The sequence below is a fragment of the Noviherbaspirillum sp. genome, from assembly GCF_035944575.1.
Classification (GTDB): Bacteria; Pseudomonadota; Gammaproteobacteria; order Burkholderiales; family Burkholderiaceae_D; genus Noviherbaspirillum.
Genome location: NZ_DASZBA010000093.1, coordinates 1 through 13,846, shown reverse-complemented (window position 1 = coordinate 13,846; position 13,846 = coordinate 1). Strand labels below are relative to the sequence as shown.

General features: G+C 63.6%; 12 protein-coding genes. 1 reads left to right on the top strand and 11 read right to left on the bottom strand.

From position 1 onward, the window contains the following. Positions 1-103: 103 nt before the first annotated feature. Genes mdcB through VGU61_RS05630 form a run of 7 tightly spaced genes read right to left on the bottom strand, consistent with a single transcriptional unit; the run spans position 104 to position 6,272 of the window. A complete protein-coding gene (gene mdcB / locus VGU61_RS05660; protein WP_326858128.1) occupies positions 104-1,015 on the bottom strand; it encodes a triphosphoribosyl-dephospho-CoA synthase MdcB in 912 nt (303 codons plus the stop codon). After that, a complete protein-coding gene (mdcG, locus tag VGU61_RS05655; RefSeq protein ID WP_326858127.1) occupies positions 1,012-1,680 on the bottom strand; it encodes a malonate decarboxylase holo-[acyl-carrier-protein] synthase in 669 nt (222 codons plus the stop codon). Before mdcG ends, mdcB begins: the two co-directional genes overlap by 4 nt. Continuing rightward, complete coding sequence (gene mdcE / locus VGU61_RS05650; protein WP_326858126.1) at positions 1,664-2,380, bottom strand: biotin-independent malonate decarboxylase subunit gamma; 717 nt, start codon at positions 2,378-2,380, stop codon at positions 1,664-1,666. Before mdcE ends, mdcG begins: the two co-directional genes overlap by 17 nt. 2 nt (positions 2,381-2,382) lie before the next feature. Then, positions 2,383-3,276 carry a biotin-independent malonate decarboxylase subunit beta gene (locus tag VGU61_RS05645; RefSeq protein WP_326858125.1) on the bottom strand — a complete coding sequence of 298 codons (894 nt, stop codon included), beginning with the start codon at positions 3,274-3,276 and terminating at the stop codon, positions 2,383-2,385. Further along, on the bottom strand, positions 3,273-3,587 hold the full coding sequence (gene mdcC, locus VGU61_RS05640) for a malonate decarboxylase acyl carrier protein (RefSeq protein ID WP_326858124.1): 315 nt from the start codon (positions 3,585-3,587) through the stop codon (positions 3,273-3,275). The genes VGU61_RS05645 and mdcC overlap by 4 nt, the downstream gene beginning before the upstream one ends. Positions 3,588-3,594: 7 nt before the next feature. Continuing rightward, entirely contained in the window at positions 3,595-5,262 is a 1,668-nt protein-coding gene (gene mdcA, locus VGU61_RS05635) for a malonate decarboxylase subunit alpha (RefSeq protein WP_326858123.1), read from the bottom strand. 47 nt (positions 5,263-5,309) lie between these two features. After that, positions 5,310-6,272 (bottom strand): Bug family tripartite tricarboxylate transporter substrate binding protein, encoded by a 963-nt coding sequence (locus tag VGU61_RS05630; protein WP_414691602.1) that lies wholly within the window; start codon positions 6,270-6,272, stop codon positions 5,310-5,312. A 310-nt stretch (positions 6,273-6,582) separates the two neighbouring features. On the opposite strand from VGU61_RS05630, the gene VGU61_RS05625 reads away from it, so the two are divergent. Beyond that, a complete protein-coding gene (locus VGU61_RS05625; protein WP_326858121.1) occupies positions 6,583-7,245 on the top strand; it encodes a GntR family transcriptional regulator in 663 nt (220 codons plus the stop codon). Positions 7,246-7,249: 4 nt separating this feature from the next. Here the strand turns inward: VGU61_RS05625 and VGU61_RS05620 are convergent, their stop codons facing one another. The 4 genes from VGU61_RS05620 to VGU61_RS05605 all read right to left on the bottom strand — a co-directional run. Further along, positions 7,250-8,620, bottom strand: coding sequence for an HlyD family efflux transporter periplasmic adaptor subunit (locus VGU61_RS05620; protein ID WP_326858120.1), 1,371 nt, complete (start codon positions 8,618-8,620; stop codon positions 7,250-7,252). A 204-nt stretch (positions 8,621-8,824) separates the two neighbouring features. After that, positions 8,825-11,326, bottom strand: coding sequence for an FHA domain-containing protein (locus VGU61_RS05615; protein ID WP_326858119.1), 2,502 nt, complete (start codon positions 11,324-11,326; stop codon positions 8,825-8,827). After that, complete coding sequence (locus VGU61_RS05610) at positions 11,316-12,755, bottom strand: efflux transporter outer membrane subunit (RefSeq protein WP_326858154.1); 1,440 nt, start codon at positions 12,753-12,755, stop codon at positions 11,316-11,318. The genes VGU61_RS05615 and VGU61_RS05610 overlap by 11 nt, the downstream gene beginning before the upstream one ends. Before the next feature lie 149 nt (positions 12,756-12,904). Continuing rightward, a partial coding sequence (locus tag VGU61_RS05605; protein ID WP_326858118.1) for an HD domain-containing phosphohydrolase occupies positions 12,905-13,846 on the bottom strand: 942 nt, incomplete at its 5' end.

Genomic DNA, 13,846 nt, shown 5'->3' with positions numbered 1-13,846 from the left:
CGATGTATTCGTCAGTACAATGAAGTGCGATTGCGGCCTAAACACGTTCCGTAAGAGGAGGAAGGAGCAGTCCGGAGATGGTTTGTGACGCAGTTGTGCAGTGCTACCCAAACCGCCGCACCGCCTTATACACAAAGCAGGCCGCCCCCAGCAAATCAGCCGCCCCACCCGGCGACAGCCTTTTCTCCATGAAGTACCGATGACAGGCAACCGCATACTCCTTCCAGTCGGCGGCCGCCGTACCGCCGCGTGCCAGGAAGTCGCTGCCACACAGCTTCACGATCTGCGCGCCCGCTTCCCCGCCCCGGTAATACACATTCGTATCACTGACGCTCGCCATCAATGCAAACATTGCTTCGATGCGCGCCCGCTCCCAGCATCCGGTCGTCGCCATCGTGACCTGCAGCCTCGGCAGCGCGACCTTGAACACCGACGGCATGCCCAGCGCCGCTTCCTCGCGTGCCCCGGTGACTGCGTGCCGCTTTGCCACCTGCACCCCGTGCGACCCGGCATCGCCATGCCGCGTATGAGCGATCAGGTCCGTGCCCCATCCGCCGATGAGCGTCTGCCTGATTGCGGGCGGAGAAAAAGAAACCCCTCTACCGTGACAACGGCCCGTGGCTGCGCACAGCATGCCGAGCGCGAAGATCGCGCCGCGATGCGTATTGATGCCGCCGGTCGCCCGCAGCATGCGCGCTTCCGCTTCCATGCCGAGCGCCTTCAATGCATGAAACGGCGCGTCGCGCAGGCCTGCCTCGGTCATCCGGACGAAATAGTGGCGCAGCGAGAACAGGCTGCGGAAGAACGTCTCTGCATTCATGTCCTCATGACTGCCGTTGTCGACCAACGAGACCAAACCGGGCTTTGGATAGAGCACGAGTTCGTCATGCAGGCTGGCGATGGCGATGCGCCCGACTTCCACGCAGAAACTCCTGTCCGGGTTCACGGTCGATCGCAACGGCGACGGCAATCGTTTCGCGGGAAGATGCAATACCATGGCCATGCCGTTTGTCATGCCGTCTCCAGCGTGTCGCGCAATTCCGAAGGCTTGGCGAGGTAGACGCTGCGATAGTCCTTCACCAGGACACGCACGCCGGTTGGCCCGTTGTCCGCCGCCAGCCATTCTTTCCACGCCACCGCCTGACCGGAAGGGAAAACAATCTCGCCATCGAGCGGCACCTGCGCCGCCGTCGCCTGCAATAGCCCAAGCATCACGGTCAGCTGCTCGCGTGTGACCGGATAGCAGAGCACATCGATATCCGATGACGCCGTCAGGTAGGACTGCCCGGTGAGCGCCTGCAGCGCAAGCGATCCGTAGACACGCAGCGCCACGCCCGCCTCGCCGGCCGCCAGCTCCAGTTCCGCGAGCGGACTCCGCCATGACGCCGGGGCGGCGGGAATCGCCTCCTCCATTGCCAGCGGCGGCAGCACTTTGGCGACGTGCGCAAGCGTGGCTTGCAAGGCGAGCCGCCGTTTGTATCCGCTCGCCGGGTCCGGCGGCAGCGCGAGTCCGACAGCGCATTGATCGTCCGTGGCATCCACATCGCGCCTGCGCACGATCGCGGGCCAGTCTGCCTGCCGCCACCGCGCGATGACATCACGGCAACCCGCGCCACATGCTGTTTCGGCCTCCCGCCATCCTTCCGGCGTCAGCCAGGCAAGGCTATGCCGCGCGAGCATGGCCGTCCGCCAATACCGCCTGCACGACCCGCTGCGACCACTTCCTGCCGCCGCGCGCCGCGCCGAGTTCGCTGCGCCGGTCCGCCTGTGTCACCGTGTCCAGCGCCCGTCGCAGGTTTCCGGCGAGATCCTTGTCCCAGATGGCTTCCAGTCCGCCCATCACAAGGTAGTTGTGCGCGCCGGGTGCGAATACCGGGTTGTCCTTTGCGAGTTCGGTGAGTCTTTCCTCCGGCACCTTGGTGATGCGCGCCATCGCCGGCAGGCCCATGACGCGGATGGTGGCGTCCGGCAGCGCATAGCAGGCATCGGCCAGCAGGCCGCTGGTAATGAAGCCGCCGGACAGCGCCTGGTCGTACACCAGTCCGATCACCTTGTGGCCGCGCCGCCGCGCCAGTTCGATGCATTTGCCGAGATGGGCCATATAGCTGTTGATGCCGAGCATTTCATCGCGATGCCGCAGGCGCTGCCCCTGCGTGTCGACCAGGATGACGATGGGCCGACCGGGATGCGAGCGCACCGTGTCCAGCACCGCCTTCGCCTGCGCCAGCGCGATCTCGATGCCGATCGGCGTGTGCCCGGTGGTGCCGATGATCGTCACCGTTTGCGTGGACACGTTTGCCGTACCCGACAGGAAAAAATCCTGTTCGGTGATGTCATGCCCTTCCGGGAACAAGTGCGAAGCGAGCGTCTGCCAGTCCATGTTCAGCGTCCTGTCCGATAGGTTTGCGACACCGTGTTGAATGTCTCGGCGTCCAGCATGGGCACCGCAGCCGGATCGGGAATGCCGAGATCGGTCCATATCTCGACCGGATCGGATAGTTCACCGAACCGCGCAAGCCGTTGCTGCAGCAGGTCCTGTTCGGCTTCCAGTTCGGCCAGCGTGAGTGCCACCTCCGACAGGTCGGCCTGCTGTATCGCGCGGAAGGCGGCGTCGCGGAATGCGCCGATGTCGTCCGGCACGATGACGTGGCAATCGCCCAGCAGATAGCGGTGCTTGCCGCCGGTGGTGCGCCACACCAGTGCGCGGTCACGCGAATCGAATTCCTCGACGCCCGCCGCGGTTTCGATGACTTCCGGTCCCGACATGGCGAGCCGCCCTTCCTCCGACATGATGATGGTGTTGGCGCAGCGGGCGACGATGCCCATGCCGCCGAAGCAGCCGTTGGCGCCGCCGATGAGGACGATGACTGGAATGCCGGCGGCGCGCGTGTCGAGCACCGCGCGCATGACTTCGGACACGGCGATCAGCCCCGCATTCGCTTCATGCAGGCGCACGCCGCCGGTCTCCAGCAGCAGGATGACGGCGCCTGCCTTTTCATTGATGGCTCGTTTGAGCAGGCCGACCAGTTTCGCGCCATGCACCTCGCCGACCGCGCCGCCCATGAACCCGCCTTCCTGTGCCGCCGCCAGCACCGCTGTGCCATGCAGGCGCCCGCTGCCGATCACGACGCCGTCGTCGAACGATACCGGGGCATCCAGTTGTTCGAGATGCGGGCTGGTGAAACGCGTGGCGGGCGGCAGGATTTCCGCGAAGCTGCCCGGATCGAGCAGGCGGTGGATGCGCTCGCGGGCGCTCGATTCGAGATAGCTGCTCATGGCGTTCCCCGGAACATCGATTCAGCGGCCTGGTCGAGGCGCAGGCTGACCACCGCAGGAGTTGCCCCCATGTCGTTGATGGAGATGCGCGTATCGGCGAGCGGCCAGCGCGCATGGAAGTCGGCCATCACCGCGTTCCATATCGGCCCGAAGCCGACGGCGGCGGTTTTTACCTCGATCTCGCAGGCGCCGCCGAGAGACGCCGGTTCCATCAGCACTTCGAGATTGCCGGAGCTCACGACGCCGACCAGCAGCGGCTGCACGCCGCTTTTGCGATTGCCGTTTTCAAAGCGGAATGTCAGTGTTTCCATGATGTGCCTACCAGTTCCTGAAGCGCTTCGGCGGGTCGTACAGTCCGCCCGACGCGCGCACCAGTTCCTTCATGTTCCGTGCGGCGAGCAGGTCGCGCGTGGCAAGCCGCTTGTCGATGCCGAGGTCCTCCGGCCGCCGGATGATGCCCCGGTCGCGCAGGTTCTCGACCATGCGTTTGTCGCGCGCGAGGCCGATCGCGGTATATCCGGCAACGCCGCGGATCGCCTGCTCCCGTTCCTCGTCGCTGCGGCACAGCAGCAGGTTGGCGATGCCCTCCTCCGTCAGCACGTGGGACACGTCTTCGCCGTAGATCATGACCGGCGGAATCGCCATGCCCGCCTGTTCCGCAAGCTGCCAGGCATCCAGTTTTTCCACGAACGCCGGCTGCATGTGTTCGCGGAAGGTTTCCACCATCTGCACCACCAGCTTCTGCCCGCGCGGCATCAGGTTCCTGCCGTCGCGCGCCTGCCGTCCGGCCTGCAGCCACGCCGGGCTGATATGCCGCCGCCCGCGCGCGTCCGCGCCCATGTTCGGCGCGCCGCCGAAGCCGGCGACCCGGCCGATGGTGGCCGTCGATGAATTGCCCTGCAGGTCGATCTGCAGCGTCGATCCGATGAACATGTCGCAGGCGTAATGGCCGGCGGCCTGGCACATCGCCCGGTTGCTGCGCATCGAGCCGTCCGGGCCGACGAAAAAGATGTCCGGCCGGGCGCGGATATAGGCTTCCATGCCCAGCTCGGAGCCGAAGGAATGCACCGATTCGACAAAGCCGGATTCGATCGCCGGGATCAGCGCCGGATGCGGATTGAGCGCCCAGTGCCTGGCGATCTTGCCTTTCAGTCCGAGCGACTCGGCATAGGTCGGCAGCAGCAGTTCGATGGCGGCAGTGTCGAAGCCGATGCCGTGGTTGAGGCGCTCGACGCGGTACTCGGCGTAGATGCCCTTGATGGCCATCATCGCCATCAGCACCTGTATCTCGGATATCTGCGCCGGATCGCGGGTGAACAGCGGCTCGATGTAGTACGGCGTCGGCGACTGCACGACGAAATCGACCCAGTCCGCCGGGATGTCCACCCGCGGCAGGGTGTCGTCGATCCGGTTGACCTGGGCGATCACGATGCCGCTCTTGAATGCGGTCGCCTCGACAATTGCCGGCGTGTCCTCCGTGTTCGGCCCGGTGTACAGGTTGCCGTCCCGGTCGGCCGCTTCCGCGACCACCAGCGACACGCGCGGCGTGAGATCGATGAAGTAGCGCGAAAACAGTTCGAGGTAGGTATGGATCGCGCCGATGTTCAGCTTGCCCGCCGCCGTCAGCCTTGCAAGGCGGGCCGCCTGCGGTCCGGAAAAGGAGAAATCCAGGCGGGAGGCGATGCCGCGTTCGAACACCTCGAGATGCTCGGGCAGCGCGATGACGGACTGCAGCATATGCAGTCCGTTGATCCGCACCGGATCGAGGCCTGCCAATGCCTTGGCGAGAAAATCGGCCTGCTTCTGGTTGTTTCCCTCGATGCAGACCCGGTCCCCCGGCTCCAGCACCGCATGCAGCAGATCCCCGATGCGGCCGGCCGGGCACGCCTTGCCGGACAATGCGCCGTCCAGTGCGCTGCGCACGCGTTCCAGGCGGAGCGCCCGGTTGGCCTGCTGCTGGTTCCAAATGCGGTCGGGCGCACCCATTCGTTTCTCCGGCTCGGGTTGGACTTGTGTACCTGCGCGTGCTCGCGTCAGTCGAGCTTGACGTTTGCGGTTTTCACGACCTTGTTCCACCGGGCCACGTCCGATGCCACGAATTTGCCGAACTCGTCGCGCGACATCGTCGGCACCTCGGAACCCGCATTGGTCCAGTTCGCCTGCAGCTCCGGCGTCGCCAGTGCTTTTTTCACCTCGGAAGCCATGCGCTCCACGAGTTCCGGCGGCGTGCCCTTGGGCGCGAACAGGCCATACCAGGTCGACACTTCATAGTCGGGGACGCCTGCCTCGGCGGCGGTGGGAATGTCGGGGAAGCCCGGTGCGCGCTTGGAGGAAGCGACGGCCAGCGCCTTGATGCGACCGCCCTTGAGATGGGAAGCCGACGATCCGAGCCCGTCGAACATCATGTGGACCTGCCCCGCCACCAGGTCCTGCAGGGCCGGGCCGGCGCCGCGATAGGGAATATGCGTCAGCTGGGTCTTGGTCTGGATCTTGAACAGCTCGCCGGCGAGGTGATGCGACGTGCCGTTGCCGGCGGAGGCGAAATTCACCTTGCCCGGATTCTTCTGCGCATACTCGATGAACGATTTGAGGTCGTTCACCGGGACCTGCTGCGCATTGACCACGATCACCTGCGGCGGCGTTGCCACCAGGGCGACGGGAATGAAGTCCTTCAGGATGTCATAGTCAAGCTTCGGATAGATCGACGGCGCAATCGCATGGTGCGCGGCCCCCATGAAGAAGGTATAGCCGTCAGGCTGCGCTTTCGAGGCCACGCTGGCGCCGAGGGTGCCGCCCGCGCCGCCGCGGTTATCGACGATCACCGATTTTCCAAGCTGCTTGGTCAATTGTGCCGACAGGGGTCTCGCAAAGGCATCGGTGCCGCCGCCCGCGGGGAACGGCACGATGATGGTGACGGGGCGGTCGGGCCATGCCTGCGCGGCACATGTGGCTGAGAAGGCAAGACCGGCTAACAGGAGCAATGCGCGTTTGAACATCATGGTTGTCTCCACCAGAAAGGAGGTTGGTCGGGGCCGCTTCGCGGTCTGTTTTCAGTAAATTTATACAAAATGCGGTTTCATGTATACATAAGCCATTTTTGAATATGCAATTTGCTTGATAAAACTCAAAAAAGGCTTTGCTTTTGAAAATTTGCTAATAAATTTCCCTGGTTTTTGAAGGCGGTTTGCTGTTGGAAATGCCAAAATCATGCAAAACCACGCTTTGCACATACATATCGGGTGATGATGTATACAAAAGCGCGTCAACATCGTCGTACCGATGCTCAACCCTATCCTTGCCTGATTCATGAAGAGCCGCTCCCAATTTCTGCGCGATGCCATCGAAGAACAAATTGCCGTCGGCGAGCTGCGCCCCGGCCAACATCTGGATGAAACCGAACTCGCCGCGCGGTTCGAGGTTTCCCGCACGCCGATCCGCGAGGCGCTGATCCAGCTTGCCTCCATGGGCCTGGTCGTCATTCGGCCGCGGCGCGGTGCCGTCGTCGCGGAAATCACGCCGCAGCAACTGGTGGAAATGTTCGAAGTGATGGCGGAACTCGAAGCGGTGTGCGGCCGGCTGGCCGCGCGGCGCATGTTTTCCGAAGAGCATGCCGAGCTGCTGAAAGCGCACGAGGCGTGCCGGGAGGCGCATGAATCGGGCGATACGGATAATTACTACTACCTGAACGAGGTGTTCCACCACCTGATCTATACCGGCAGCCACAACACCTTTCTGGCCGAGCAGGCGCGCAACCTGCACCGCCGCCTGCGGCCGTACCGGCGCCTGCAGCTACGGGTACGCAATCGGGTCGCGACCTCGTTTTCGGAGCACGACGCCATCGTCAACGCCATCGTGTCCGGCGATGGCGACCGCACCGCCGAGCTGCTCCGCGACCACATCATGATCCAGGGCCAGCGGTTCGCAGATCTCGTCGCCTCGCTGTCGCATCTGGCGACGAAGGCGGCGTAAGGCGCTACCCGCCGATCTGGCGGAACGGATCGAGCGCCAGGTCGATCAGCCGGCGCTGGCGCACCACCATCTCCGACGTTGCCGTCATACCGTAACGCAAGGGATACGTCTGTTCCCCGACCACGTAATGGTCCTGGTCCAGCTTGACCCGCCCTTCGTAGACCGGCTGCTTGGTCTGCTGCGAGGGCTTGGTCGTCAGCGAGATGAATTCGAGCGTACCCTCGATGAGGCCGTAGCGCTGATATGGAAACGCGTTGAACTTCAGCTTCACCGGAATACCTTCGCGCAGGAAGCCGCGGTCGTTCTCCGCGATCTCGACCTTGAGGATGGGGCGCGCATCCTTGGGCGCGATGCCGCCCAGCGGCGTATTGGCCTGCACCTTGTCGCCCTGCTGGGTGGAGATCACGTCGGTGACGACGCCGTCGACCGGCGCAACGACAAGGAGGAAATTATCCTTGTCGATATTTTCGAAGCGGATGCGCGCGGCCGCATCCGCCAGCAGGCGCGCGGTCTGCACCTGGAGACGCAATTTATCTTCCGCACCGGTCATCTCCCGCACCGCCGCTTCATATTGCAGGCGCAGCTTCGCAAGCTCCTGGCCGCTGACTTCAAGCTGGGATTTCGCCTGCTCGAATTCCAGGCTCTGCCGCGCGCCGATTTCGCTCAAGCGCGCCTGCGCGACGCGATAGGCGTTCTCGGCGGCTTGATACGCATTCTTCTTGGCCTGCACCTGCAGCTCCGACACGCCGCCGCCGCCCGGCAGGGATAGCAGGCGGCCGAACTTGTCGGCCTCGTCCTTGGCGGCATCGCGGGCGCGGCGCGCCTCCTCCACATTGGTCCGCGCCTCCTGCGCCTGCGCCCGCTGCCCTTCCGCCAGCTTCGATGTCCCGTCGGCCATGCGCTTCTCGTGCTGGCGTTCCTCCACCTCGATCTGCTGCTTGAGGGCCGCCACCCGGCGTTCCAGCATCGCCTTCCGTTCCGGGAACTGCTTCCATTCGCGCTCCGCGTCTTCGAGCTTCAACTGCGCCTCCAGCGCCCGCGTCGCCGCCTCGATCGCGCCCCGTGCATTCAGGCGCGCGACGACATCGCCCTTCAGGACCGGCTGGCCGGAAGCGATATAGAGATTGGCAAGCTCACCGTCGATAGGCGCATACAGGCGGCGCACCTCGGAGTCCGGCATCAGGCTGCCCTGCGCCGACACGATCACATCGGCACGGCCGAAGAACGACCAGCACAGTGCGGTCAGCACGAGACCCAGCATCGCCAGAATCACCGCCTGCATCAGACGCCACGGCTCGGAACTGAGCAGGGCGATTCCCTCCGCGCTGTGGTCTTCGAGCGCTTCGGACAGGGGTTTGAGAGGGGTGTCTTTCATGGGTCAGGTGCTCCGGGCGACAGGGCCAATCTTCGCGAGGTGAAAAGCTTGCAAGCGGAGCGGCTTCTTCCCCTTTGCTGAGCGGAGGAACCGTTCTCTGATACTTTTAAAGCCAACGATCGAAATCACATTCATACAAGCCTTTCTTTGCACCGTATCTGTTCTCCCCTTGATGGCAGCAAGTCGCTGTTAAGGGGATGAGGTTTATTTCCCTGCCACCTTTAACAAGTCCATCTTCGCCTTCAGTGCAGCTCCATCCGCATTGCCCTGCAATCCCAGCAAGGCATTGCGCTGCTGCGCCATCTCCGCTTCGATCTCGAATTGCAGCGTCTCCCATTGCGCCGGATGCGCCGCCTTCATCTGTTTATGAACCCGCACACCCTGGACCGCGTCATCATGCGCCCGTGACAACAGCCCGGCCTGCGTGCGGAACCGTTCCGATATGCCGGATTCGATACGCAGACCCGCATCGATCGCACCGTTCTCCTGGTATTCCCGCCAGAGCGCCGCGGCGCGCGCGACCTTTTCCTCGGCGCGCTTGAGCACCCTGCCCTTGTTGGCGACGAGATCGCTCTCCACGGCGCGGATGAAGTAATTGTCTTCCCGCGGGTCGAGTACGCCATAGAACGACAACAGGCGTTCGTCGAACCCTTTGTCAGCGCGTGCGCCCTGCAACGCCGCGAACTGCTTCACCACGTTCTGCCTGCGGGCCAGATCGTTCACGACGCTGTCATTCCATGCGCCGCCTTTCACCTTCTCCAGTATGGACAAGGCAGCTTTCGAATCCCCCCGGCTCCATGCATTCGCCGCCTCGGTGTAGCCGGCGAGCAGGTCAGGCGGCGGCAACCGTCCGGACGTTGCCAGCGATTCCATTTTTGCCTTGAACGGCGGCGTCGCGAACTGCACGGTCGCAAGATGATGGGCGAGCGGCGCGATCTGCCGGTCACGCATCGCTTCGTCTATCCGGATGTACTGCTGCAGATCCCGGCGCAGCACATCCATGCCGCCGATGCGCGGATACTTTTCCGCATAGTCGTCGAGCACGGCGGTCAGCGCCGCCGGCCTGTCGCGGCCAAGTTCGGTATCGATGGTGGATTTGAGCCGGTCCATCGCCGCCAGATACACCGCGTTTTCGCTTTGCAGCCGGCGCAGATGGCTCAACGCGGTTGCATACGGCTCCCTGAATTCAGGAACATGCGACACGATGCGCGCGAGCGACCGCTGGTGCCCGCTGGTGTCCTCATCCCAGTAGGCGAGCAGCGCTTTGATCTGCTCTTCATCAGCGAAGATCCGGATCGGCGCGTCGGCCTGCTTCCGGGTAGCGGTGAATTCGCTTAGCTTGCCCATCCACTCCAGCTCGGCGAGCAGCGGCTGCACATCCTTGTTGCTGTTTCCGATCTCCCTCATCGCGGCGAGCATCGTGCCTGCCTGCGCATAATCGCCTTTCTGAAGCGCTTCGAGCCAGCGCGGCAGATGCGCCTTGAGCAAGGCTTCCGTCGCGAGCGCCTGCAATCCGCCATTGTCGGGATCGCCTTCCAGGTCACGGCTGGCCAGCACCGCGGCCTGCTCGTATTCCCCCTGCGCGACCATCTCCTTCAACTGCCCTTCGCCGCCGGCATGAAAATATGCCAGCACGGCAACCACCGACACCATTGCGAATGCGATTGCCGCCCACCAGCGCGTGCGCCGCTTGCCCTTCGTTTCGCCATCGTGAAGCGCCTGTGCGGCGCCCCGCACCATCGAGCTGAACTTCCCCCTGGACCGCGGCTTGCGCGATTCCTTCGCCGCTCCGTCGGCGTCTTTCCTTTCCTCGCTGACCGGTTCCTCCTCCGTCTGTCCGGCCGGTTCGATGCAGAAAATGTCGAGAAAGGAATCCGGCGCGGCGATGAAGGTCGTTTTGTCCATCGCGTCCGGCACCGGCGGCGCCACCTTGGGCGGCGGGTCGCTGATCTTGGTGACGGTCGGGTCGATCGCGGTAGTGTCTTTCTGCAGGCTGACGACGTAGACGAAATGATGGCCGCCGAATGCGAGCACATCGCCGTCGGAAAGGCATGCGGCATGCTCTTCGAGCCGCTTGCCGTTGACGAAGGTGCCGTTGGTGCTGCCGAGGTCTTCCACGCAGGGCGAACCGCCGCGCATGAAGATGTGCGCATGCCGTCGCGACAGGTATTCCACCTGGTGCGGGAACTCGTTCTTGTAGCGGCCGAACACATCGTCGCTCTTGCTGACGAGGAAGGGAAGCTGGGTGATGACGATCGGCTGGATGCCTGTCTCGGTTTTCTGCGGCGTCAGGGTCATGCTGACAAGGCGGGTCGTGTGACGGGGGGCGCGTTCGCGCGTACCCAGCTTCAGCTTGTAAGTCAGCGAGCGGCCGAAGCAGATTTCGTCGCCGTCATGCAGCCTGCTGATCTTCTGCTGGATATTGACGCCGTTGACGGTCGTGCCGTTCTTGCTGTCGAGATCGGCGATGTAGAGCACGCCATACTCGCAGAAAATCCTGGCATGCCGGCGCGACAGGTCCGCCACCTTGTCCTGCGGGTAGGAAACGAAAGGCGGCTCGGTACGGCCGATGGCGAACAGGTTGTCCTCGATGCGTATTTCGCCGAGATCCGGATGGGATACCGGCTGCAGCACGATATCGAAATCGGCGAATCCCTGCTCCGCCCGCGGCGGCATCTCCGCAATTGCCGCGGAATCATTTTTCATTTTGATTCGCCGCCTCCGTAATCCCCGATGCGCCGCTCGCCGCCGCCACCTCCACCGGAGGCCAGCCGCCGCCGAGCGCCTTGTACAGCGTGACGGTATCCGACAGGATCTGTTGATGATTTGCCAGCAGCGCGAGCTGGGCCCCGAGCAGCGAGCGCTCAGTTTCGAACACTTCGAGCTGCGACACCACGCCCTCCTTCACCTGCGCCCGGATCTGCGCCGCGACCACCTGCAGGTTGTCGATCTGCTGCTGCAGTTCGACACGCTGCTTCTTATGGGCATCCAGGTTGACCAGGGCGTTTTCCACCTCTTCCAGCGCGCCGATGACCGTGCGCCGGTATTCTTCCTCCACGACTTTGGTCTGTGCCTCGGTGGTCTTGATGCGGGCCTTGACGCCAGGATCGAAGATCGGGATGTTGATGCTGGGCAGAATGCCGAAGGTGAATGATTTCAGCAGGTCCGTCAGGGCAAAGCTCGACGTGCCGCCCCGGCCGGTAAGGCTGATCGAGGGAAGCTGCGCCAGCTTCGCCTGGCCGACCATGTTGTAACCTTCCAGCACCCTGAACTCGGCAGCGACGACATCCGGCCGGCGCTTGAGCAGTTCCGCGGGCAATCCCGCCGGCACCGGCGGCAACTGCACCTTCTCCTGCAGAAAGCCGACCGGCACCCGGAACTCCCCTGCCGGCACGCCGAGAAGGGTCGCCAGCGCATTGCCCGCAAGCTCCCGTCCCCGCGCCAGCTCGAGCGCATCGTTGCTGAGCCGGTTGATCTCGGCGCGCTGCTGCAATACCCGGGTATTGGGCAGGAGGCCGGACCGGTGCATCGCTTCGTAGGTGACGAGAATCTCCCTGCTCTTTTCCAGCGTTCGCTTCTGCTGCTCGATCTGCTGGTCGAGCTGGAGAATCTGGAAATAGGTAGTGGCAACGCCAGCGACGAGATTCAGATACCCGGCGCGCCAGTCCGCCTCGGTCGCGCGGTATTGGGCGGTTTGCGCCTGCACGCCCCGTTGCGCCTTGCCCCAGACATCGATTTCCCAATTGACCTGGGTGCCGAGATTGAAGTCCTTCGAGAACTTCCGTCCGGTGCTCTTCTCGAAGCTGGCGCCCGCGCCGGCGTCCAGCGTCGGCAGCGCACTGGCGCGGACCTCGCCGATCTGCGACGAGGCAACCTGGATGCGGGCGGCGAGGATCCTCAGGTCAAGGTTGTTCTGGATTGACCTCGTGATGAGGGAGTCGAGATAAGGGTCGCGAAATTCCCTCCACCAGTCGAGCGTGACGGTTGCCGTCGGCGATACGGCAGCCTCCTGCCGCTCCGTCCAGGCTGTCTTCATCGGTGCTTCGGGACGCTGGTAGGGCTGCATGCTGACATCCGCGCAGCCGCCGAGGACGGCGGCGCATAGTCCGGCGACCACGCATTGCCGCCGCAACATGGTCGCATGCGGGACAACCCGTCGCCCCCGCTTCCGGGTCGCATTGCATGAAAGTATGGTGTTAAGCATGTTGTCCTCATCCCTGGCGGAAATCCCGGCGTCGGGCCGGTGAAGATTGGCAAGTCGGCATCGTGTGTTGTCGGGATCGGTCAGGGCGTGGCAGTCATACGGTCCTGCGTGGCCTCCCACGCTCTCGATTCGACGAACACCCGGAACAGGTTGGCGTCGAGCTTTTGCGCGCGGCATTCCGCCGACAGCAGGTCGAGCGCCTTTTCCACCGGCACGGCCTTCTTATACGGCCGGTCGGAAGCGGTCAGCGCATCGTAAATATCGCAGATCGTCAGGATGCGGGTCTGCGTGCTGATCTGCGTTCCCCGCAGTCCCATCGGATAGCCGGAGCCATCAAGCTTCTCGTGGTGCCCGTGCGCTATCGACGGCACGCCCGCCAGGTCTCTCGTCCATGGAATCAGGATGAGAAACGAATAGGAATCCGCCACATGCGATTCGATCTGCCGCCGTTCCTCCGGCGTCAGGCATCCCTTTGCAATGCCCAGCGCATCGAATTCGGAACGCGCCAGCAGCGACAGGAAGGATTCGTCAGATTCATGGCAGCCGTAATCGAGGACGTTCTGCAGGTCGAATGCCTGTTCGCCCGCCGATATGGATGGCTCGTTGGCGCGCCGTATCGAGTCGAGAAAGGTGTCCAGGCGGGCAAACTCGAGCTGCAGACCCTCGTCGATCTCGCGCTTGACCTGCCTGAATGCGGTGATGCTCAATTCCTGCTGCGCATGCATTTCCGCCAGCCTGCGGTAGGCCTGCTTTTCAAGGCAGGCCCGCGCATACTTGAAGCGGTGTTCCAGCAGCAGCATCTCATGATGATGCAGCTTCTTTTCTTTCTGAAGCACATTTTCGCGCACGCCGACCTTGCCGAAGTCGTGAAGCAAGGCGGCGTAGCGGATCTCGCGCAACTGGTCCCTTGTGAAACGGACCTGCCGCAGCACGGGTTCCTCCGAGCGGTCCACTGCCCGCGCGAAGTGCTCGGCATAGGTGGCGACCCGGAAGGAATGGCCGGCCGTGATCGGGTCCCGTTC

What these genes read in the sequence shown, in the direction of transcription:
- mdcB (WP_326858128.1), bottom strand. Translation starts at nt 1,015, where the DNA reads ATGACAAACGGCATGGCCATGGTATTGCATCTTCCCGCGAAACGATTG.
- mdcG (WP_326858127.1), bottom strand. Translation starts at nt 1,680, where the DNA reads ATGCTCGCGCGGCATAGCCTTGCCTGGCTGACGCCGGAAGGATGGCGG.
- mdcE (WP_326858126.1), bottom strand. Translation starts at nt 2,380, where the DNA reads ATGGACTGGCAGACGCTCGCTTCGCACTTGTTCCCGGAAGGGCATGAC.
- VGU61_RS05645 (WP_326858125.1), bottom strand. Translation starts at nt 3,276, where the DNA reads ATGAGCAGCTATCTCGAATCGAGCGCCCGCGAGCGCATCCACCGCCTG.
- mdcC (WP_326858124.1), bottom strand. Translation starts at nt 3,587, where the DNA reads ATGGAAACACTGACATTCCGCTTTGAAAACGGCAATCGCAAAAGCGGC.
- mdcA (WP_326858123.1), bottom strand. Translation starts at nt 5,262, where the DNA reads ATGGGTGCGCCCGACCGCATTTGGAACCAGCAGCAGGCCAACCGGGCG.
- VGU61_RS05630 (WP_414691602.1), bottom strand. Translation starts at nt 6,272, where the DNA reads ATGTTCAAACGCGCATTGCTCCTGTTAGCCGGTCTTGCCTTCTCAGCC.
- VGU61_RS05625 (WP_326858121.1), top strand. Translation starts at nt 6,583, where the DNA reads ATGAAGAGCCGCTCCCAATTTCTGCGCGATGCCATCGAAGAACAAATT.
- VGU61_RS05620 (WP_326858120.1), bottom strand. Translation starts at nt 8,620, where the DNA reads ATGAAAGACACCCCTCTCAAACCCCTGTCCGAAGCGCTCGAAGACCAC.
- VGU61_RS05615 (WP_326858119.1), bottom strand. Translation starts at nt 11,326, where the DNA reads ATGAAAAATGATTCCGCGGCAATTGCGGAGATGCCGCCGCGGGCGGAG.
- VGU61_RS05610 (WP_326858154.1), bottom strand. Translation starts at nt 12,755, where the DNA reads ATGTTGCGGCGGCAATGCGTGGTCGCCGGACTATGCGCCGCCGTCCTC.